Genomic DNA, 19,127 nt, shown 5'->3' with positions numbered 1-19,127 from the left:
CATGGGCCCGCAACGCATCGTCTGCCTCACCGAGGAGCCCACCGAAACACTGTATGCGCTGGGCGAGCAGGACCGCATCGTCGGCATCAGCGGGTTCACCGTGCGGCCGCCGCAGGCCCGCAAGGAGAAGCCGAAGGTCAGCGCGTTCACCAGCGCGAAGATCGGCGAGATCCTGAAGCTGCAGCCGGATCTCGCGATCGGTTTCTCCGACATCCAGGCCGATATCGCCGCCGAACTCGTGCGGCATGGCGTGGAGGTCTGGATCAGCAACCACCGCAGCGTGGACGGCATCGTCGACTACGTCCGGCGGCTCGGCGCACTGGTCGGCGCCGCCGCGCGCGCCAACGAGTATGCCGATGCGCTGCAGCGCGGGCTGGATGACGTGCGTGCGCAGGCCGCGCGCCTGCCGCGCCGACCGGCGGTCTACTTCGAGGAGTGGGACGAACCGCAGATCACCGGCATCCGCTGGGTGTCGGAACTGATCGGCATCGCGGGTGGCGATGACGTGTTTCCCGAGATGGCGCGCGAGCCGCTGGCGAAGCAGCGCATCCTCGCCGACGGCAGCGAGGTCGTGCGGCGCGCGCCGGACATCATCCTCGGCTCGTGGTGCGGCAAGAAGTTCCGCCCCGACAAGGTCGCGCAACGGCCGGGTTGGGATGCCATTCCCGCCGTGCGCAACGGCGAACTCCACGAGATCAAGTCGCCGTTGATCCTGCAGCCGGGTCCGGCGGCGCTGACGGATGGCGTGCGGGCGATCGCGGCGATCGTGCAGGGGTGGGCGGCGCGGCGCGCGTGAGGCGGGTGTCCGTTGTAGGAGCGACGTAGGTCGCGACCGCGGACTGGACGTCGCGAGACGGAACGGGACGTTCGCGATCCTCACGTTTGCCATGGGTCGATGTCACGGATGGCGTGCGGTCGCGACTTGCGTCGCTCCTGCATGGGACGAGCTGGCCGTCAGAAATTCCGCTGGAACTTCACCGTCTCGGTTCGACCGCCGGCCGTCACCTCGATTTCGAAACGGTAGGAATTGCGCGGCGAGATGCGCGCCGTGCCTATATGGTCCGCGTAGCCGCCGGCGTCGACCTTGCGCAGCGTGATGGCCTGCCGCGCGCCGGACAGGTCGTGCGCGGTGACGCTGACGTTGCCATCCGCATCGAACTCTTCGCCACCGTCCACGGTGCGCAGCGCGACCAGCACCAGCGCCGTGCCGGCGTCGCGTGGCACGCCGTACTGCCTGGCGACCGCCTCGCTCAACGCCAGCGTTGGCAGCGCGTTGTAGCGCACGCGCAGGGTACCGAAGTCGGCCTCGGCCGGCGTGGCTTGCACGAACTCCGCGGTGCGCGGGGCCTCGCCGCCGGAGCAGGCGGACAGCAGGACCAGGACGAACGGGGCGGCGAATCGTTTCATGGGCATGGGGGATGTGGGCCTGGGTAGCGTACGACGTCGGGAAGGAGGCGGATGCAGGTTCAGTCGTTCGCCGCCGACAACTCGCCACCACGCACGGTGGCGGCATGCACGGCCTGCGCCACCAGCGTTTCGAAGCCGCCCGCCTGGAAGGTCTCGATGGCCGCCTGCGTGGTGCCATTGGGCGAGGTGACGCGGCGGCGCAGCTCGGCCGGGGTTTCACCGCTCTCGGTCAGCATGCGCGCCGCGCCCAGCACGGTCTGCAGTACCAGCGTACGTGCCGCCTCGTCGGACAGGCCTTCCGCCTTCGCCGCCGTTTCCATCGCTTCGGCAAGCAGGAAGACATAGGCCGGCCCGCTTCCCGATACGCCGGTGACCGCATCCATCGTGGCCTCCGCCTCGATCCACACCGTCGGTCCTGCTGCGGACAGCAGCAACTCGGCGCGCTGCCGGCCCGCCGCATCGACTTCGCTGCTGGCGTGCAGCCCGGTGACGCCGGCACCCAGCAGGGCGGGCGTGTTGGGCATGCTGCGGACCACCGGCACGCCGCCACGCAGCCAGCGCTGCATCTGCGTGGTCGTGATGCCGGCCGCGATGGACACAGCCAATGGCCGCTGCGACTGCGCAAGCGGCGCGAGGCCTTCGCACACCGCGCGCATCACCTGCGGCTTCACCGCGAACAACCAGGTATCGGCACCGTAAGCGGCTTCGCCTGCTTCGCCGAAGACCTGCACGCCGAAATCCGCCGCCAGCGCGGCACGCAGGGGTTCCGCGGGTTCCGCCACGCGGATGCGCGAGGGATCCGCGCCGCGCTTGACCAGGCCACCGATCAGGCTGCGCGCCATGTTGCCGCCGCCGATGAAGGCAAGCGGATGCGTCAACAGAGGGGAAGTGTTCGAGCGGGTCATGAGGTGGAGCCTCGTGGAAGCGGCGGGGTGGGAGGCAGAATCAAGCGGTTCGCACCGGCCGCGCGCCGAACAGTGCGGTGCCGATACGGACCATCGTGGCGCCATGCGCGATGGCCTGTGCGAAATCGTCGCTCATGCCCATCGACAGAGTGTCGATGCCAGGGTGCCGCGACGCCAGCGCATCCTGCAGCGACTTCATGCGACTGAATGCCGCCGCGCGTGCGGCCGGGTCCGGATGCGGGGCGGGAATCGCCATCAGTCCGCGCAGTCGCAGCCCCGGTGCCGCGGCGATGGCATCGGCCAGGGTCATCACCTCGTCGGGATGGCAGCCGTGCTTGCTGGCCTCATCGTCGATGTTCACCTGGATGAGCACATTCAGGGGCGGGCGATCCGCAGGCCGATAGCGTGACAGGGCGCCGATCAATGTGTGACGGTCTACCGTTTGCACCCAGTCGAAGATGCGTGCGGCGATCTCGGCCTTGTTCGATTGCAGGTGGCCGATGAGATGCCATTCCAGCCCCATGGCGGCCAGTTCGCCGATCTTCGCCTGCGCCTCCTGCACGTAGTTCTCGCCGAAGGCGCGCTGCCCGGCACGGGCCAGTGCGGCCACGGCGGCGGCGGGGTGCAGCTTGGACACGGCCAGCAGATCGGGTGCTGGCCGATGGGCGGCATCCGCTGCGTTTTCAAGACGTTGCAGGGTCTCGCTGAGAGCGTCGGCGAGCATGTTCATCCAACCATTGGCGGAAACGGCAAGGGCGCTATACTGCCCTTCGGGGAAGTAACGTTCCAGTTCGCAGCAACTTGGGGAAGCAGCGTCATGGATATCGCCGAACTCTTGGCGTTCTCGGTAAAGAACAAGGCATCGGACCTCCACCTGTCAGCCGGCCTGCCGCCGATGATCCGCGTGGACGGCGACGTGCGGCGCATCAACATCCCGGCACTCGACCACAAGCAGGTGCACGCGCTGGTCTACGACATCATGTCGGACAAGCAGCGGCGCGACTTCGAGGAATTCCTGGAAGTCGACTTCTCGTTCGAGATCCCGTCGCTGGCGCGCTTCCGCGTCAATGCGTTCAACCAGAACCGCGGTGCGGGTGCGGTATTCCGTACCATTCCCTCGGAAGTGCTGACCCTGGAAGACCTGGGTTGCCCGCCGCTGTTCCGCGAGCTGATCCAGCAGCCGCAGGGCCTGATCCTGGTCACCGGCCCGACCGGCTCGGGCAAGTCGACCACGCTGGCGGCGATGATCGACCACATCAACAAGAACGAGTACGGCCACATCCTCAGCGTCGAGGATCCGATCGAGTTCGTGCACACCTCGCAGAAGTGCCTGATCAACCAGCGCGAAGTGCATCGCGATACGCACGGCTTCAACGAGGCGCTGCGCTCGGCCCTCCGCGAGGATCCCGACTACATCCTGGTCGGCGAGTTGCGCGATCTGGAAACCATCCGCCTGGCGCTGACCGCTGCGGAAACGGGCCATCTGGTGTTCGCCACCCTGCATACCAGTTCGGCGGCCAAGACCATCGACCGCATCATCGACGTGTTCCCCGCCGGCGAGAAGCCGATGGTGCGCTCGATGCTGTCCGAATCGTTGCGTGCGGTCATTTCGCAGGCGCTGCTGAAGAAGATCGGCGGTGGCCGTACCGCAGCCTGGGAAATCATGGTGGGCACGCCGGCCATCCGCAACCTGATCCGCGAGGACAAGGTGGCGCAGATGTACTCGTCCATCCAGACCGGCCAGAACTACGGAATGATGACCCTGGACCAGCATCTGCAGGATCTGGTGAAGCGCAGCCTCATCACCCGGCAGCAGGCCAAGGAATACGCGAAGGACAAGCGTCTGTTTGAGTAGCCGAGATTAGGGATTCGGGATTGGGGATTCGCAAAAAGCTCGCGGTCCTTGCTCTGACGAATCCCCAATCCCGATCCCCGAATCCCGGAGTTCCGCCATGAGCACCATCGATTTCACCTCGTTCCTCAAGCTGATGGCGCACCAGAAGGCGTCGGACCTGTTCATCACGTCCGGCATGCCGCCATCCATCAAGGTGAACGGCAAGATCTCGCCGATCACGCAGACGCCGCTGACATCGCAGCAGTCGCGCGACCTGGTGCTGAACGTGATGACGCCGTCGCAGCGCGAGGAGTTCGAAAAGACCCACGAGTGCAACTTCGCCATCGGCGTGGCCGGCGTGGGCCGCTTCCGTGTCAGCTGCTTCTACCAGCGCAACCAGGTGGGCATGGTGCTGCGCCGCATCGAGACGCGCATCCCGACCATCGAAGAGCTGAACCTGCCGCCGGTCATCAAGACGCTGGCCATGACCAAGCGCGGCATCATCATCTTCGTCGGCGCCACCGGTACCGGCAAGTCCACCTCGCTGGCGGCGATGATCGGCTACCGCAACCAGAATTCCACCGGCCACATCATCACCATCGAAGACCCCATCGAGTTCGTGCACAAGCATGAGGGCTGCATCATCACGCAGCGCGAAGTGGGCATCGACACCGACAGCTGGGACGCGGCGCTGAAGAACACCCTGCGCCAGGCGCCCGACGTCATCATGATCGGCGAAGTGCGCACGCGCGAAGGCATGGACCACGCCATCGCGTTCGCCGAAACCGGCCACCTGGTGCTGTGCACGCTGCACGCCAACAACGCCAACCAGGCGATGGACCGCATCATCAACTTCTTCCCGGAAGACCGCCGCACCCAGCTGCTGATGGACCTGTCGCTGAACCTCAAGGGCGTGGTGGCGCAGCAGCTGATTCCCACCCCCGACGGCAAGGCGCGCCGCGTGGCGATGGAGATCCTGCTCGGCACGCCGCTGGTGCAGGACTACATCCGCGAAGGCGAGGTGCACAAGCTGAAGGAAGTGATGAAGGAATCCACCAACCTCGGCATGAAGACCTTCGACCAGGCCCTGTTCGAGTTGTACCAGGCCGGCGAGATCAGCTACGAGGACGCGCTGCGCTTCGCCGATTCGCAGAACGAAGTGCGCCTGCGCATCAAGCTGGCCCAGGGCGGCGATGCCCGCACGCTGGCGCAAGGGCTGGACGGCGTGGAGATTGCGGAAGTCCGCTGATTCCGCGCAGTACACGTCAAACGGAAGGGGCGGGTGACCGCCCCTTTTTCGTGGGCAGTCGCCTGCCTTCAAGGACCTCCGGCACCCGAAAATGTTGACTTCCGGCACCTCATTGCACGACAGCTGGATCCGATGATGTGCGGGAACCGACGCGATGTCGGCCTCTCCAGGACCCTTGCCCCATGACGCAGATCCTCTCGCACACCCCCCTTTGGGTTTTCGGCCTGTTCTTCGGCCTGGTCTACCTGGGTTACCTCCAGAGCAGGACGCGTCGGGTTTCTCGCGGCCGCCTCATCGTGCTGCCGCTCGCCATGTTGGCCTGGTCGCTGTACTCGGTCTGGTCGACCTTCGATGCCCACGTCACGGCGCTGGCGGCATGGGCTTGCGCGTGGGTCGCCGTGGTGGCCATCGCCCTGGTGCGGGTGCCTTCGCACCGCGCGTCCTACGATGCCGAGACCCGGCGGTTCACCGTCGCCGGCAGCTGGGTGCCCCTGGCGTTGATGATGGGCATCTTCTTCTTCAAGTACGCGGTGGCGGTGGTCCATGCCATGAAGCCGGGCGTGCTCGGGACGACAACTGCGGTCGTTGTGGTCGCCGGTACGTACGGACTTTTCAGCGGGATGTTCATGGCGCGTGCGCTGCGGGTGCTGGCGGTGATGAAGCGGCAGCGGCTGGTGGAGCGTAGTGCCTGACGAGACAGGTAGGATGGGTTGAGCCGAAGGCGATACCCGTCATCAAGGCGCTGATGATCCAGCGATGATGGGTATCGCCTTCGGCTCAACCCATCCTACAGAGGGCTTCAGCCCTTCATGCTGCCCGTATCCAACCACCGCTGGTGCCACGACAGCGCTTCCGGCAGCAGGTGCGGGGTGTGCTTGCCATAGCTGTGATGCAGGGCGCGGTCGAAGTAGTCCTGCAGCGCGTCGCGGTAGTCGGGGTGTGCGCAGTTGGCGACCAGCAGGCGGGCGCGTTGCTTGGGCGTGAGGCCGCGCAGGTCGGCGAGGCCCTGTTCGGTGACGATCACCGAAACGTCGTGCTCGGTGTGGTCCACGTGGCTGACCATGGGCACCAGCGCGGAGATGCTGCCGCCCTTGGCGGTGCTCGGGCTGAGGAACACCGACATGAAACCGTTGCGTGCGAAGTCGCCCGAGCCGCCGATGCCGTTCTGGATGCGGCTGCCCATCACGTGGGTGGAATTGACGTTGCCGTACAGGTCGGCTTCGATCATGCCGTTCATGCCGATGCAACCCAGGCGTCGCACGAGTTCGGGATGGTTGGACATCTCCTGCGTGCGCATGATGATGCGCTCGCGGTAGAACGCGATGTCGCGCTTGAACGCTTCGTTGGCTTCCGGGCTCAGCGCGAAACCGGTGCATGACGCGACGTCCAGCACGCCTTCGCGCAGCAGGTCGAGCATGCCGTCCTGGATCACCTCGGTGAACGCGGTCAGGCCGCGGAAGCCGCTCTTCGCCAGCCCCGCCAGCACGGCATTGGGAATGTTGCCCACGCCGGACTGCAGCGGCAGCAGGTTCGGCGGCAGGCGGCCGAGCGCGACCTCGTGCTTGAGGAAGTCGATCAGGTGTCCGGCGATGCGCTCGCTGGTGGCGTCGATGGGCGTGAACGGACTGTTGCGGTCGGGTCCGTGCGTACGCACGACGGCGACGATCCTGTCCGGGTCGCAGCGCAGGGCGGTCTCACCGATGCGGTCCTGCACGTGTTCCAGCGGGATCGGCTTGCGGTGCGGCGGCAGGGCCGTGCCGTAGTAGACGTCGTGCATGCCGTCGACGTCGGCAGGCTGCCAGTCGTTGACCTCGATGATCACTTTCTTCGCCAGGTCCAGCCAGGTCTTGTTGTTGCCGACCGAGGTCGACGGCACCAGCGTGCCGTCCTCGCGGATCGCCGAGACCTCGATCACCGCCGTGTCGATGGGACCGTAGAAGCCGAACCACACATGCTGGGCGACATGGCTCAGGTGGATGTCGATGTAGTCCAGCGTGCCGTCGTTGATCCGCTTGCGTGCGTCCGGGTCGCTCTGGAACGGCATGCGCAGGGCGATGGCGTCGGCCTTGGCGAGGGCCCCGTCGAGTTCGGGCGCAGTCGAGGCGCCGGTCATCAGCTTGATCTGGAACGGCAGTCCGTCCGCATGGGCCTGCTCGATCTGCGCGGCCAGCGCCAGCGGCACCGCCTTGGGGTAGCCGGAGCCCGTGAAGCCGCTCATGGCGACCGTCTCGCCGGGCTTTATCAGGGCGGCCGCCTGTTCGGCGCTGACCACGCGGTCGCGCAGGCCGGCGTGGCGGATACGGTCTTCCTGTGGCATCGGGCTGGGCATCCAGTGAGCGAAACGCGGATTATCGCGGTGGGGTGTTGCGCCGCAGGATACGACCTTGGTGGCACGCACGTGTTGCGTGGGATCAATGCCCGGTGGCCGTCATCCACGGCGGCCGGTGTTTGGCAGCACGGCGGAACGCGGGGCAATCCTCGCGGTGCGCGCCGGGCAGGTAGCCCAGGCTCATCAGGAATTCGCCTGTGATCTCGCCGCCGGTGAAGCGGAAAGTCTTCTTGAAGAGCCTGATCCAGTCCGCCTTCGGCAGGGGATGGTGGGCATCCAGCCATGCCGCGAAGCCGCCATGGCTGGCACGCAGCCGCTGGACGACCTGCGCGTTGTGGATCGCGGCGTCGATCTTCAAGCGGTTGCGGATGATGCCGGCGTCCGCCATCAGCCGCGCACGGTCCTTCTCGCCATAGAGGGCCACCGTGTCCACGTCGAAGCCGCCATAGGCGGCGCGGAAACCCTCGCGCTTCCTCAGCATCGTCTCCCAGCTCAGGCCGGCCTGGTTGATTTCCAGCAGCAGGCGCTCGAACAGGACCGCTTCCTCGCGTTGCGGGAACCCGTACTCGCGGTCGTGGTAGGGCCCGTGCAGCGGGTGGCCGGGGGCAATATCGCAATAACCGGACATGGAAGATCGGCCAGGAAGGGGATTCCCGATTCTAGGCCGTGTTGCGGACAGGAACCGCCCGCGCGGGTCCGGGCTAGAATGACGCCCATGCACGATGCCGCCACGCCCCTGGCCAACCAGCTGCTGATCGCCTTGCCGGCGCTGGCCGATCCCAATTTCGCGCGCAGCGTCACGCTGATCTGCCAGCACGACGACGAAGGCGCCATGGGTGTGGTCGTCAATCGCCCGTCGGAGTACACGCTGGGCGAAGTGCTGCGGCAGATGAACCTCGCTTCCCACAACCCGCGCCTGGACGACCAGGTGGTGCTGGCGGGCGGGCCGGTGCATCCGGAGCGCGGCTTCGTGCTGCATGACGACGCGCGCGCGTGGGAGTCCACGCTGGAAGTCGCGGACGGCCTGTACCTGACCACCTCGCGCGACATCCTGGAAGCGATGGCGGTAGGCGAGGGTCCGGCAAACGCCGTCATGGCGCTGGGCTGTGCGGGCTGGGGAGCAGGCCAGCTGGAATACGAACTGGGCGAGAACAGCTGGCTGACGGCGCCCGCCGATGCCGAACTGCTGTTCGCGCTGCCGCTGGAGCGGCGTTGGCAGGCGGCAGGCCAGCGGATCGGCGTGGACATGACGCGCCTGACGGACTACAGCGGCCACGCATGAGCCTCTGCCTGCGCCCGCAGACGTTGTCTCCACAGCGACCGGTGCAGGATGGCGCACGCGTGATCGAACGGAGGCAGGTGGCATGAAGCTGGATGGCACCGTACTGGGATTCGACGTGGGCGCCCGCCGCATCGGCGTGGCGGTCGGCAGCGCGTTCGGCACCGGCGCGCGTGCGCTGGCGGTGATCGACGTGCATGGCCACGGGCCGGACTGGCCGGCGATCGACAAGCTGCATGCGGAGTGGAAGCCCGACGGCCTGGTGGTCGGCGACCCGATGACGCTGGACGGCGGCGACCAGCCCATCCGCAAGCGCGCGCACGCCTTCGCCCGCGAACTGCGCGCGCGCTACAACCTGCCGGTGGTGCTGGTGGACGAGCGCACCAGCTCCGTCGAAGCCTCGCAACGCTTCGCACTGGACCGTGCCGAGGGCCGCAAGCGCCGCCGCGACGCGGTGGCGCTGGACGCCGTCGCGGCGGCCGTGATCATCGAACGCTGGCTGGCCGCTCCCCAGGACGCGACCCAGTTGACCTGATTCTTCCCTGACGAAACTCCATGACTTCCCAACTTGATCCGGATGGACGCCTGCGTCACCTGCTGACCCTCGAGGGCCTGCCCCGCGAGACCCTCTGCCGCCTGATCGACCGTGCCGGCCAGATCCGCGATGCCGCGCTCGGTCGCACGCCGCGGCGAAAGGTCCTGGACGGCACCACGGTCTGCACGCTGTTCTTCGAACCGTCCACGCGCACGCGCAGCTCATTCCACATCGCCGCGCAGCGGCTGGGTGCGGACGTGCTGAACTTCGATGCCTCCACCTCGTCCACGCGCAAGGGCGAAACCGCGCGCGATACCCTGCGCAATCTCGAGGCGATGGGCGTGCGCGGATTCATCGTCCGTCATGCCGACGACGGCGCGGTCGCGGCGCTGGCCGCCGAGGCGGGCGAGGGCACTGCGTTGATCAACGCGGGCGACGGCCGCAGCGCGCACCCCACCCAGGGGTTGCTGGACGTGCTGACGATCCGCCAGGCCAAGGGTGCCGATTTCTCGCGCCTGAAGGTGCTGATGGTCGGCGACGTGAAGCATTCGCGCGTGGCGCGTTCCGACCTGCATGCACTGCATACGCTCGGCGCGGGCGAGATCCGCGTCTGCGGACCGCAATCGCTGCTGCCCGACGATGGCACCCTGGCGGGTTGCCGGACGGGACAGGATTTCGACGCCATGCTCGAAGGCGTGGACGTGGTGATGATGCTGCGCCTGCAACGCGAGCGCATGGAAGAAGGCCTTGTCGCATCGCTGGAGGATTACCATCGCGAGTACGGGCTGACCACCGCGCGCCTGGCGCGTGCCGCCAAGGATGCCGTGGTGCTGCATCCGGGCCCGATCAACCGTGGCGTGGAGATCACCGACGAGGTCGCCGACGGCCCGCAGTCGCTGGTGCTGCGCCAGGTCAGCAACGGTGTCGCCATCCGCATGGCGGTGCTGGAGATGTTGCTGGGGTGAGGGCGGCACCCTCGCCCGTAGGAGGCCCTTCAGGGCCGACGGGTTCCGGTCGGCCCTGAAGGGCCTCTTGCGCGGGGTGGCTTACTCCGGTGCCGCGACCACCTGGTTCTTGCCCGCCTGCTTGGCCTGGTACATGGCGCGGTCCGCGCGGGCGAGCAGTTCGTCCTGCGATTCGCCCGGTACCCAGCGCGCCACGCCGGCACTGAACGTCGGCATGATGCCGCGGCCCTCGTAGATCAGCGGCTTGTGCGCGAGGCGGGCACGCAGGCGCTCCAGCGTGCCCATCGCTTCCAGGAAGCTGGTGTCGGGCAGCAGCAGCACGAACTCTTCGCCACCGAAACGTGCGACGGCATCGCTGGCACGCAGGGTGGCGCGCGCCAGGGTTACCACGTGGCACAAGGCGGCATCGCCACCCAGGTGGCCGTGCGCGGCATTGATGTGGCGGAAATCGTCCAGGTCCAGCAGTGCCAGGCTCAGCGTCTGCCCGCTGCGCAGCGCGCGCACGGATTCGCGTTTGAACAGTTCGTCGAAGCCGCGCCGGTTCAGTGCTTCGGTCAGCTGGTCCACGCGCACCAGCGCCGAGACCGATTGCAGTTCCTGTTCGAGATCCGCCGCGCGGCGCTCGGCCTCCTCCACCTCGCGCCGCGCCTCCAGCAGGCTGTCGCGCGCGCGCAGCGCCTGCGCCTGCACCTGTGCCGTGTCCGCCAGGATGTCCTCCATCCGCTTGCCCAGTTCGGCGATGCTGCGGCTGTCGCGGATGGCCTGCGCATGGAAGCTGATGCGGTCGTGGTATTCGCCGGTGCTGCACGCCATGCCGTCCAGCCGCTCGACGAAGGTCACCATCATCTCCTTCATCGACGCCTTGGACTCGGCCAGTCCCTGCTTCAGCAGGCCCTGCTTGTAGATCACTTCGCGCAGCCCGGCGCGGGTCTGTTCCAGCGCGGTGCGGTCCAGCGGGCCGGACAGCAGCTGGCGCACCGCGCCGATCTGGTCCTGCAGCCAGCTGCCGTCCTCGATCAGTTCGCCGACGTTCTCCAGCAGCAGGTCGAACAGGCTGCGCATCAGTTCCTGTGCGTCGTTGACCTCGTGCGTGCGCAGGCCGACCTGCTGGCAAAGTTCCCGCAGGTCACTGCCCAGCCCATCCAACGGCTGGGCAGGTTGCCACTGGCGGACGCGGTCGGCCAGCGCGTGCGCTTGCGGCAGCAGCAACGCGTCGTCGCGCAGCAGGTGCTCCATGCCGGCAACGAGCAGGTGCTGCAGCAGGTCGCGCAGTTGCTCGGCTTCCCCGGCCAGCGGCTCGTCCTGGATCGTGCGGATGTACTTGTCGACCAGTTGCCGCAGTGCGCGGCCGTAGCGGGGCCAGTCGGCATCGGCGTGCGCGGACTGCAGGCGCTCGCCCATGCCATGCAGTTCCCCCGGCAGGCCGGCGACGCCGTCGGCGAAGGCGGACAACAGGGCGACCGGCTCTTCGGCATGTGCGAACAGGGCCTGCAATTGTTGCGCGCTGATACTGGTGCGGGGCCCGGCGCTGGCCGCCGGGGCCAGTTCCCGCGACGACGACGGCGCGGCGTCCCGCCGCCGCGACCAGAGCCGGCGCAGGCCGCCAGGAAAACCGGAGTTGTCGTCGGCCATGTCAGTCATTGCAGGTCACTCGCACGGCCACGGGCAGGCACCCGTCAGGCGTCAGGAGATGCCGGGTTATCGGCCGCGGAGAACATTGATTGAGGGCGGGGCGACCAGGGCGGGCACGTGGAGGCGGGAATCGTGACCCTGCGCGCGCGCAGGCGCGCCGATCAGCCCGCGTCCGGGGGGAAGCGGGTGAGGGCTTCTTCGATGATGGCCAGCTGGGCGACGGCCTCGGCATGGCCGGCCTCGGCGGCGCGGCGGACCTGCTCCAGGCTGGGATGCGAGACGATCAGCAGCAGGTTGCCGCATTGCGCGCAGGCGTAGTCGGTGACCGCATCGTGCAACTCCATGGCCATCGCACGGCTGTCGCCTTGCCAGCCGCACGGACACGGCAGTTCACGCTCACGCCAGCCCGCGGTGAAGTAGTCGGGAACGAGCTCGGCCACGGCTCAACGTCCGCGGCGTTGTTCGAACAGCCATTCCCACATCGGGGTGTACGCGTAGGTGGCGTCCCAGCTGTTGTGGTTGGCGTCCGGGAATTCGGTGTAGCGCGCGTCGCGTGCGTCGGCGGCCTTCAGTGCGGCGTCCATGCGGCGCGATTGCGACGGGGGCACCACGTCGTCCTTGCCGCCGTGGAAAATCCACACAGGGATGTCTTTCAGGCGCTGTGCGGCGGCGGCAAACGGGTCTGCGGCGTTGGCAACGCTGTGCGCACGCAGGCCCGGCCGCGCATCGGTCCAGTCGACGGTGATTCCTCCGCAGATCGGGACCAGGGCGGCGAACCGGGCCGGCTGTTGCAATGCCAGTTCCCACGTACCGTAGCCCCCCATCGACATGCCCGTCAGGTACACGCGATCGGAATCGCCATTGAACTCGCGCACGGCCGCGTCCAGCGTCGCGAACGCAAGGGGGCCGGCTGCCTCGGTCCACTCCGTGTCATCCGGCGCCTGCGGGAAGACCACCAGGCCCGGGAACGTGTCGGCATGCTGGCGCAGGTACGGTCCCAGCCCCGCCATCGTCTGCTTCACGCCATCGCTGCCGCGCTCGCCGGAGCCGTTGAGGAACAGCACCACGGGCGGCTTGCCGCGGCGGAAGCGCGCCGCAGGTACGAACACCTGGTAGCGGTAGGTCTTTCCTTCGAGTGCGACCTCGCGCGAGACGAATTCGCCGGTCGGGTTCATGGGGGGTGTCGTGGTACAGGACGTCATGAGGATCAGCAGCAAGCCCAGGCAGGCGGTGGCAAGAGAGCGCATGGCAGTCGCAATCGAAGGGGACCGGGCGGCAGCATAACCCGATGGGGAAACGAGGCGCCCGATCGACCGGACTGCGTCACCGTTTCGGATCGGCTGGCGGCATGTCGTCCCGCATCCGCATGAAGCGGGCGAAGCGCGGCAGTCCGGTAGACGTCAGGCCGTTGTAGCGATAGGTCAGCCACGCGCCCACCGGCGGAGGCCTGGCCCGCTGGGCATCGGTGAAGCCGGTGCCGATGCGGAAGTGGCGCCCGTCGGGCGTGCGCACCTGCAGCGCGCCCATCATCCCGGCGTATTTGCCTTTGCCCGGCAGATGCGCGACGACTTGTGCCTCGGCGTCCTCATGGGGTTTGTACTTGAGCAGGTCTTCACTGCGTCCGGCGCGATAGCGCGCGTCGCGCCGATGCAGCATCAGACCCTCGCCGCCGCCGGCGACCACGCGGGCCAGTTCTGCGTCCAGTTCGGCCCGGGTGTCGAGGCGTTGCTGCGGGATCATTGCCAGATGCGCGCTGCGTGCCGTCGACACCAGGCTGCGCATGCGAACGACGCGTTCCGCGAACGGCCCAGGGTGGGTGGGCAGGTCGAAGACCATGAAGCGCACATCACGCCATGCCTGCGCATCGGTTCCCACGCGGCGGACGAGGGCGCTGATGTCGTCAAAGCGGCCGCGTGCGATCCACAGCTCGCCGTCCATGGGTTCGGCAGACCAGCCGCGAGTGAACGTGGCCGGTGCCACGATCCGCGCGCCGCCACGCGTCCACAGTGCCCGTCCATCCCAGCGCGCACGCACGCCGTCCAGCTTCTCGCTGACCAGGAAGGCGCCGACCGGCACGCCATCGCGGTATGGCGTCGCCAGCATCGGATCGGTTGGTGGTGCCGACAGGACGGGCCAGATCAGCAGACACAGCAAGGCGGTGAGGATCAGGCGCATGGTGCGGCCAACGGGATGGGGGAGCGACAGCGTCGCCAGCCCGCACGAAGGTGGGCATCGGTGCACATCGCGGCGACGTGTAGGAAAGCCCCCCGTGCGGTGATCGCCGGGGACAGCAGGCTCAGATTGGCCAGGCGGCGTAGACCGAAGCGGCACATCGCTTCGCCATCACGACCTCATCCAGCACCATGCGACCAGCGCGCCGCCGTGCAGGGCCACCATCGTCCAGAAGGCGACGCGATAGCCCGGCTTGCGCGACTTGTGCCGCAGCATTTGCTGCGCGATCCACGCGCCCGGCCAGCCACCGGCGAGTTCCAGCAGATGCAGGGTCGATTCGGGTGTGCGCCAGCGGCCGGTCTGCGCGGCGTGCTTGTCGAGGGCGTATGCGACGAAAGTGACGGCGGACATCGCCAGCGATATGAACACCGCCTCGAGCGGAAGGCGGTCGTTGCCGATGGCCCAGGCCACCAGCAAGGCATAGGCTGCGGTGGCGACTGCGCCGGTTAGCCACGACTCGGGTCGCGGCGAAGCCGTCCGTGCGGGTGCCGGGGGTGTTGCAGATCGCGCGGCGGATACCGTCCGACGGACCGCTTGGGCGCGCCACTTGCCGTCGGGCTGGCGCTGCGCAGTGAACTTCACGAGTTCGCCGGTCTCGGGACGGCGGCCGTCGAGGCGGTAATCGCGCACGTGGAAGAACACGCGGCCCGGTTCGCCATCGAGCGGCGCGATGAAGCCGAAGCCGCGGTCGTCATTCCATTCGCTGACCTTGCCGAGCCGTTCCATCGGGAGTGCGTCCTCAGTGCAGCAGGATGAGTGTCGCCAGGCCGAGGAAGCAGAAGAAGCCCATCACGTCGGTCACCGCGGTGACCACCACCGTGCCGGCGACGGCCGGGTCGATGTTCATGCGCTTGAGTAGCAGAGGCAGCAGTACGCCGGCGGTGGCGGCGGCACAGAAATTGATGATCAGTGCCAATGCGATGACCAGCGACAGCAGTGGACTGCGGAACCACGCGAAGGCGATCACGCCGACGATGCCGCCGATCAGCAGCCCGTTGATGAGGGCGACGCGGATTTCCTTCCACAACAGGATCCGCGCATTGCTGGAACCCACCTGGCCCAGTGCCAGGCCGCGCACCATCAGCGTCAGCACCTGTACGGCGGCGTTGCCACCGATGCCCGCGACGATCGGCATCAGAACGGCCAGCGCGACGATCTTCTCCAGCGTGGCGTCGAATTGCTTGATCACCGTCGCTGCCATGAACGCAGTGAACAGGTTGATGCCCAGCCACACCACGCGGCCGCGCACGGCGCGCTTGACCGGCGAGAACAGGTCCTCGTCCTCGTCCAGGCCGGCGGCGCCCAGCGCCTGGTGCTCGGCCTGCTCGCGGATGATGTCGACCACGTCGTCGATGGTGATGCGGCCGAGCAGGATGTTGTTGTCGTCCACGACGGGCGCGGACACCCAGTCATGGTCGGAGAACTGGCGCGCCACTTCCTGCGCGCTCTCGCCCACGTCGATCGCCGGCTGCTCGTCGTCGATCAGGCGGTTGATCGGCGTGGTGTCCTCGTGCGTGACCAATGCGGCCAGCGGCACACGGCCGAGGTACTGGTGGCGGCGGCTGACGACGTAAAGATGATCGGTGTGGTCGGGCAGTTCGCCGCGCAGGCGCAGATAGCGCAGCACCACGTCGACGTTGACGTCGGCGCGCACGGTGACCACGTCCGGGTTCATCAGGCGGCCGGCGGTGTCCTCGGCATACGACAGCACCTGTTCCAGGCGCTCGCGGTTCTCGCGGTCCATCGACTTGAGGACTTCGTCGATGACGGTATCGGGCAGGTCTTCGACCAGGTCCGCGAGATCGTCGATGTCGAGGTCCTCGACCGCGGCGACGATTTCGTCGGTGTCCATGTCCGCCAGCAGGCTCTCGCGCACCTCGTCGCCGACGTGCACCAGCACTTCGCCGTCGTCCTCGGGATCGACCAGGCCCCACACCACTTCGCGCTTGCCGGGCGGCAGCGATTCCAGCAGGTTGCCGATCTCCGCGGGCGACAAGGTGTTGACCAGCCGGCGCACGGGCCCCAGCCGACCGCTGTCGAGCGCGTCGGAGAGCAGGCGCAACTGGCGTGCGGTCTTGTCGTGGCGGATGGTCTCGACCATTCGGTACTCCGGAATGGGGCCGATCCGTCAGGCGGATGCGACCGGGGCATCAGGCGTTCATTGCACCATTATCGCCCGGGCTGTGATTTATGGACACCCTGGAGACGGAGGAGAAGTGGGGCCAGATGTGGGAGCGACGCAAGTCGCGATGAGGCGTTTCCGATGGTCCATCGCGACTTGCGTCGCTCCCACAACAGGTATCTCAGGCCGTCGTCGCCGTCTTGAGCCAGCGCTCGATGCCGGCGCGGTCGCGTGCCTGCAGCAGTTTGGCCGCTCGCGTCTGCAGTGCACCCAGGTCGACATCGCGGATGGCCTTGCGCAGTTCCAGCAGCGTGGCCGGATGCAGGCTGAACTCCCGCAGGCCGAGTGCCAGCAGCATGGGCGCTAGCGTGGCGTCGCCAGCGATCTCGCCGCACATCGCCACGGGAACCTTGTGCTCCGTGCCCACGCTGATCACGTGGCGGAGCAGGCGCACTACGCCCGGGTGAAGCGGCGAATAGAGTTCGCCCAATGCTTCGTTGTTGCGGTCGGCGGCCAGCAGGTACTGCACAAGGTCGTTGGTGCCGATGGAGACGAAGTCGACCACGTCGACGAACGCGTGCAACGCGATCGCCGCGGCCGGCACTTCGATCATCGCGCCCACGCCGACCTGTTCGGCGATCTCGAGCCCTTGCTTGCGCAGCTGCAGCGCCGCGCGCCGCAGGCGACGGCGTACCTCGAGGATTTCCTCGCGGCTGCTGACCATGGGCACCAGGATGCGGACCGGGCCGTAGGCGGAGGCGCGCAGGATGGCACGGAGCTGGGTGTCGAAGACGCCGGTGTGCGCCAGCGAGAGACGCACGCCGCGCAGACCGAGCGCGGGATTGTCCTCGTCGCTGACGACGAGCCCGGTGCGGTCGGCCTTGTCCGCGCCCAGGTCGAGCGTGCGGATGGTCACCGGGCGTCCGCTCATGCCGAGCACGAGATCGCGGTAGACCTGGAACTGCTCGTTTTCGCCCGGCAGCTCGCGCCGCTGCAGGAACAGGAATTCGGTGCGGTACAGGCCCACGCCGGACGCACCCAGGGCATGGGCATTCGCCACGTCCTCCAGCGATTCGGCATTGGCCCACAGCGCGATGTCGACCCCGTCGCGGGTGCGGCTGGGCTTGGAGCGCAGCCGGCCGAGTTCGCGCGCTTCACGTGCCGCATCACGCAGGCGTTCACGATAGCGGCGCAGGTCTTCGGGGTCGGGATTGACCACGACCTCGCCCGTGCTGCCGTCCACCAGCAGTACGTCGCCGTCGTTGATCTTCTGCAGGGCCAGCGCATTGCCGACGACCAGCGGCAGGTGCAGGCTGCGTGCCAGGATCGCACTGTGCGACAGCGTGCTGCCGGCGGCGGTGACCACCCCCACCACCCCTTGTGTCTGCAGTTCCGCCAGTTCCGAAGGGGCCACGTTGTTGCTGACCAGGATCTCGCCTGCCGCGCCCGGTGTGTCATCGGCGCGTTGGTGCAGGTGCGCGTGGATGCGACCGATCACATGGTCGAGGTCGTCCATGCGGCTCTTGAGGTAGGCATCGTCCATGCCATCGAACACGGCAGCCAGCCGGTCGCGTTGCAGGCGCAGCGCGTAGTCGGCCGAATAGCGGCCGGTGCGGATCAGTTCGTCCAGGCCATGCAGCAGCTCGGGGTCGTCCAGGAGCAGGGCATGCAGGTCGAGGAACTCGCCGACCTCCTTCGCCAGCGCGCCGTGCAGGCGTGCGCGCAGGCTGTGCATCTCGCGGCGGGTGGCGTCGACGGCGTCGTGCAGGCGGACCAGTTCGTCGTCGAGCTGGTCCTGGCGGATGTGCTGCTCGGCCACATCCAGCACATGCGGCAGCCGGACCCGGGCGCGTCCCAGCGCGCTGCCGCGCGACGCCCCATGGCCCGGCAGCAGCGCCCGCATCAGGCGTCCTCGTCGAATCGTCGTTCGAACAGCGACACGACTTCCTGCATGGCGGCGGCCTCGTCCTCGCCCTCGATGCGGACGGTGACCGGCGTGCCCTGGCCGGCAGCCAGCAGCATGACGCCCATGATGCTCTTGGCATTCACCTCGCGTCCCTTGGCGGCCAACGTGGCGTTGCAGCGGAAGCCGGCCAGCGTCTGCACCAGCTTGGCAGTGGCGCGCGCGTGCAGCCCGAGGCGGTTGGATATTGTGAGTTCGCGTTCAAGCATCGTCGTGAATGACTCCATTGCGTGCGCCGGCCGCAGCGGTGGCCGGCAGTTCGTCCAGTCCCTGTTCCGAATAATTCATCACCCGCAACAACATGGGCAGGCTGAGCGCCGAGACGCGGCGCACGGGCGTGCCCAGGCGCGCGAGCTTGCCGGCCAGGTTGCTGGGGCTGGCACCGTACAGATCGGTCAGCACCAGCACGCCATCGCCGCTGTCCACGCGCCGCAGCGCCGCGGATGCCTGCGGAAGCAGCGCGTCCAGGTCGGCATCGAACGCCACCTCGAAGGCCTCCGCCTTCAGGGGAAGTTGCCGCAGCAGCGCGGTGGCGACCGCCAGGATCGCCGCGCCCACGCCAGGATGAGTTACAAGAAGAATGCCACAGGCCATGCAGGAACGTTAACAGACGGGCATGACGGGCTGGAAGCTGCGTCGGTGGAATGGTGCGGGACCGGGTTGCAGGGCATCGTC

21 protein-coding genes are annotated in these 19,127 nt (G+C 67.7%); 7 read left to right on the top strand and 14 right to left on the bottom strand.

Going from position 1 to position 19,127, the window contains the following annotated elements; genetic code table 11:
• The first annotated feature begins 1 nt into the window (after window position 1).
• Complete coding sequence (locus AC3DET_RS04620) at window positions 2–796, top strand: cobalamin-binding protein (protein WP_488390853.1); 795 nt, start codon at window positions 2–4, stop codon at window positions 794–796.
• A 158-nt stretch (window positions 797–954) separates the two neighbouring features.
• Here AC3DET_RS04620 and AC3DET_RS04615 read toward each other — a convergent pair whose 3' ends face one another.
• From AC3DET_RS04615 to AC3DET_RS04605, 3 genes are read right to left on the bottom strand one after another with little or no spacing between them, the layout of a single operon-like run.
• Entirely contained in the window at window positions 955–1,407 is a 453-nt protein-coding gene (locus AC3DET_RS04615) for a DUF4426 domain-containing protein (RefSeq protein ID WP_488390852.1), read from the bottom strand.
• Window positions 1,408–1,466: 59 nt separating this feature from the next.
• Window positions 1,467–2,312, bottom strand: coding sequence for a pyrroline-5-carboxylate reductase (gene proC, locus AC3DET_RS04610; RefSeq protein ID WP_488390851.1), 846 nt, complete (start codon window positions 2,310–2,312; stop codon window positions 1,467–1,469).
• Between the two features lie 40 nt (window positions 2,313–2,352).
• Window positions 2,353–3,036, bottom strand: coding sequence for a YggS family pyridoxal phosphate-dependent enzyme (locus AC3DET_RS04605; protein ID WP_488390850.1), 684 nt, complete (start codon window positions 3,034–3,036; stop codon window positions 2,353–2,355).
• Between the two features lie 93 nt (window positions 3,037–3,129).
• Here AC3DET_RS04605 and AC3DET_RS04600 point away from each other — a divergent pair, with 93 nt between their 5' ends.
• The 3 genes from AC3DET_RS04600 to AC3DET_RS04590 all read left to right on the top strand — a co-directional run bounded on the left by AC3DET_RS04600 (window position 3,130) and on the right by AC3DET_RS04590 (window position 6,087).
• Window positions 3,130–4,167 (top strand): type IV pilus twitching motility protein PilT, encoded by a 1,038-nt coding sequence (locus AC3DET_RS04600; RefSeq protein WP_192200351.1) that lies wholly within the window; start codon window positions 3,130–3,132, stop codon window positions 4,165–4,167.
• 97 nt (window positions 4,168–4,264) lie between these two features.
• Window positions 4,265–5,395 (top strand): PilT/PilU family type 4a pilus ATPase, encoded by a 1,131-nt coding sequence (locus AC3DET_RS04595; protein ID WP_142123584.1) that lies wholly within the window; start codon window positions 4,265–4,267, stop codon window positions 5,393–5,395.
• Between the two features lie 137 nt (window positions 5,396–5,532).
• Window positions 5,533–6,087, top strand: coding sequence for a DUF6622 family protein (locus tag AC3DET_RS04590; RefSeq protein ID WP_488390849.1), 555 nt, complete (start codon window positions 5,533–5,535; stop codon window positions 6,085–6,087).
• A 107-nt stretch (window positions 6,088–6,194) separates the two neighbouring features.
• Here AC3DET_RS04590 and scpC read toward each other — a convergent pair whose 3' ends face one another.
• Together scpC and AC3DET_RS04580 are read right to left on the bottom strand one after the other, a co-directional pair.
• On the bottom strand, window positions 6,195–7,712 hold the full coding sequence (gene scpC / locus AC3DET_RS04585; protein ID WP_488390848.1) for a succinyl-CoA:acetate CoA-transferase ScpC: 1,518 nt from the start codon (window positions 7,710–7,712) through the stop codon (window positions 6,195–6,197).
• Window positions 7,713–7,806: 94 nt separating this feature from the next.
• A complete protein-coding gene (locus AC3DET_RS04580; RefSeq protein WP_337730473.1) occupies window positions 7,807–8,352 on the bottom strand; it encodes a DNA-3-methyladenine glycosylase I in 546 nt (181 codons plus the stop codon).
• Between the two features lie 87 nt (window positions 8,353–8,439).
• Here AC3DET_RS04580 and AC3DET_RS04575 point away from each other — a divergent pair, with 87 nt between their 5' ends.
• From AC3DET_RS04575 to AC3DET_RS04565, 3 genes are all read left to right on the top strand, one after another.
• Window positions 8,440–9,006: a YqgE/AlgH family protein gene (locus tag AC3DET_RS04575; protein ID WP_192200356.1), complete on the top strand. Its 567-nt coding sequence runs from the start codon at window positions 8,440–8,442 to the stop codon at window positions 9,004–9,006.
• Between the two features lie 82 nt (window positions 9,007–9,088).
• Window positions 9,089–9,538, top strand: a complete 450-nt coding sequence (ruvX, locus tag AC3DET_RS04570) for a Holliday junction resolvase RuvX (protein ID WP_142123588.1) — start codon at window positions 9,089–9,091, stop codon at window positions 9,536–9,538.
• A 20-nt stretch (window positions 9,539–9,558) separates the two neighbouring features.
• Window positions 9,559–10,503 (top strand): aspartate carbamoyltransferase catalytic subunit, encoded by a 945-nt coding sequence (locus tag AC3DET_RS04565; RefSeq protein ID WP_337730471.1) that lies wholly within the window; start codon window positions 9,559–9,561, stop codon window positions 10,501–10,503.
• A gap of 81 nt (window positions 10,504–10,584) precedes the next feature.
• On the opposite strand, the gene AC3DET_RS04560 is transcribed toward AC3DET_RS04565, so the two are convergent.
• The 9 genes from AC3DET_RS04560 to AC3DET_RS04520 all read right to left on the bottom strand — a co-directional run bounded on the left by AC3DET_RS04560 (window position 10,585) and on the right by AC3DET_RS04520 (window position 19,046).
• Window positions 10,585–12,144 (bottom strand): GGDEF domain-containing protein, encoded by a 1,560-nt coding sequence (locus tag AC3DET_RS04560; protein WP_488390847.1) that lies wholly within the window; start codon window positions 12,142–12,144, stop codon window positions 10,585–10,587.
• Window positions 12,145–12,296: 152 nt separating this feature from the next.
• Complete coding sequence (locus AC3DET_RS04555; protein ID WP_337730469.1) at window positions 12,297–12,575, bottom strand: hypothetical protein; 279 nt, start codon at window positions 12,573–12,575, stop codon at window positions 12,297–12,299.
• A 3-nt stretch (window positions 12,576–12,578) separates the two neighbouring features.
• Window positions 12,579–13,382, bottom strand: a complete 804-nt coding sequence (locus tag AC3DET_RS04550) for a carboxylesterase family protein (RefSeq protein ID WP_337730468.1) — start codon at window positions 13,380–13,382, stop codon at window positions 12,579–12,581.
• 76 nt (window positions 13,383–13,458) lie between these two features.
• Complete coding sequence (locus tag AC3DET_RS04545; RefSeq protein ID WP_446537651.1) at window positions 13,459–14,310, bottom strand: DNA ligase; 852 nt, start codon at window positions 14,308–14,310, stop codon at window positions 13,459–13,461.
• A 168-nt stretch (window positions 14,311–14,478) separates the two neighbouring features.
• Window positions 14,479–15,093 (bottom strand): DUF1294 domain-containing protein, encoded by a 615-nt coding sequence (locus AC3DET_RS04540; protein WP_488390846.1) that lies wholly within the window; start codon window positions 15,091–15,093, stop codon window positions 14,479–14,481.
• Window positions 15,094–15,106: 13 nt separating this feature from the next.
• Window positions 15,107–16,468 (bottom strand): magnesium transporter, encoded by a 1,362-nt coding sequence (gene mgtE, locus AC3DET_RS04535; RefSeq protein ID WP_446537649.1) that lies wholly within the window; start codon window positions 16,466–16,468, stop codon window positions 15,107–15,109.
• A gap of 202 nt (window positions 16,469–16,670) precedes the next feature.
• Entirely contained in the window at window positions 16,671–18,392 is a 1,722-nt protein-coding gene (ptsP, locus tag AC3DET_RS04530) for a phosphoenolpyruvate--protein phosphotransferase (RefSeq protein WP_488390845.1), read from the bottom strand.
• Complete coding sequence (locus AC3DET_RS04525) at window positions 18,392–18,661, bottom strand: HPr family phosphocarrier protein (RefSeq protein WP_337730463.1); 270 nt, start codon at window positions 18,659–18,661, stop codon at window positions 18,392–18,394. Before AC3DET_RS04525 ends, ptsP begins: the two co-directional genes overlap by 1 nt.
• Window positions 18,654–19,046 (bottom strand): PTS sugar transporter subunit IIA, encoded by a 393-nt coding sequence (locus AC3DET_RS04520; RefSeq protein ID WP_142123597.1) that lies wholly within the window; start codon window positions 19,044–19,046, stop codon window positions 18,654–18,656. The genes AC3DET_RS04525 and AC3DET_RS04520 overlap by 8 nt, the downstream gene beginning before the upstream one ends.
• Between the last annotated feature and the right edge of the window lie 81 nt (window positions 19,047–19,127).

The organism is Pseudoxanthomonas sp. 97-1-1 (assembly GCF_057773125.1).
Note: the sequence above shows the minus strand (reverse complement) of the source record. Positions and strands in the feature narration are given on the sequence as shown.

Bases quoted from the DNA above. Each gene is read 5' to 3' on its own strand.
- AC3DET_RS04525 (WP_337730463.1), bottom strand. From the start codon at position 18,661: ATGCTTGAACGCGAACTCACAATATCCAACCGCCTCGGGCTGCACGCG.
- scpC (WP_488390848.1), bottom strand. From the start codon at position 7,712: ATGCCACAGGAAGACCGTATCCGCCACGCCGGCCTGCGCGACCGCGTG.
- proC (WP_488390851.1), bottom strand. From the start codon at position 2,312: ATGACCCGCTCGAACACTTCCCCTCTGTTGACGCATCCGCTTGCCTTC.
- AC3DET_RS04550 (WP_337730468.1), bottom strand. From the start codon at position 13,382: ATGCGCTCTCTTGCCACCGCCTGCCTGGGCTTGCTGCTGATCCTCATG.
- AC3DET_RS04615 (WP_488390852.1), bottom strand. From the start codon at position 1,407: ATGAAACGATTCGCCGCCCCGTTCGTCCTGGTCCTGCTGTCCGCCTGC.
- AC3DET_RS04545 (WP_446537651.1), bottom strand. From the start codon at position 14,310: ATGCGCCTGATCCTCACCGCCTTGCTGTGTCTGCTGATCTGGCCCGTC.
- AC3DET_RS04560 (WP_488390847.1), bottom strand. From the start codon at position 12,144: ATGACTGACATGGCCGACGACAACTCCGGTTTTCCTGGCGGCCTGCGC.
- ptsP (WP_488390845.1), bottom strand. From the start codon at position 18,392: ATGCGGGCGCTGCTGCCGGGCCATGGGGCGTCGCGCGGCAGCGCGCTG.
- AC3DET_RS04565 (WP_337730471.1), top strand. From the start codon at position 9,559: ATGACTTCCCAACTTGATCCGGATGGACGCCTGCGTCACCTGCTGACC.
- AC3DET_RS04580 (WP_337730473.1), bottom strand. From the start codon at position 8,352: ATGTCCGGTTATTGCGATATTGCCCCCGGCCACCCGCTGCACGGGCCC.
- AC3DET_RS04620 (WP_488390853.1), top strand. From the start codon at position 2: ATGGGCCCGCAACGCATCGTCTGCCTCACCGAGGAGCCCACCGAAACA.
- AC3DET_RS04605 (WP_488390850.1), bottom strand. From the start codon at position 3,036: ATGCTCGCCGACGCTCTCAGCGAGACCCTGCAACGTCTTGAAAACGCA.
- ruvX (WP_142123588.1), top strand. From the start codon at position 9,089: ATGAAGCTGGATGGCACCGTACTGGGATTCGACGTGGGCGCCCGCCGC.
- AC3DET_RS04575 (WP_192200356.1), top strand. From the start codon at position 8,440: ATGCACGATGCCGCCACGCCCCTGGCCAACCAGCTGCTGATCGCCTTG.
- mgtE (WP_446537649.1), bottom strand. From the start codon at position 16,468: ATGGTCGAGACCATCCGCCACGACAAGACCGCACGCCAGTTGCGCCTG.
- AC3DET_RS04540 (WP_488390846.1), bottom strand. From the start codon at position 15,093: ATGGAACGGCTCGGCAAGGTCAGCGAATGGAATGACGACCGCGGCTTC.
- AC3DET_RS04520 (WP_142123597.1), bottom strand. From the start codon at position 19,046: ATGGCCTGTGGCATTCTTCTTGTAACTCATCCTGGCGTGGGCGCGGCG.
- AC3DET_RS04600 (WP_192200351.1), top strand. From the start codon at position 3,130: ATGGATATCGCCGAACTCTTGGCGTTCTCGGTAAAGAACAAGGCATCG.
- AC3DET_RS04595 (WP_142123584.1), top strand. From the start codon at position 4,265: ATGAGCACCATCGATTTCACCTCGTTCCTCAAGCTGATGGCGCACCAG.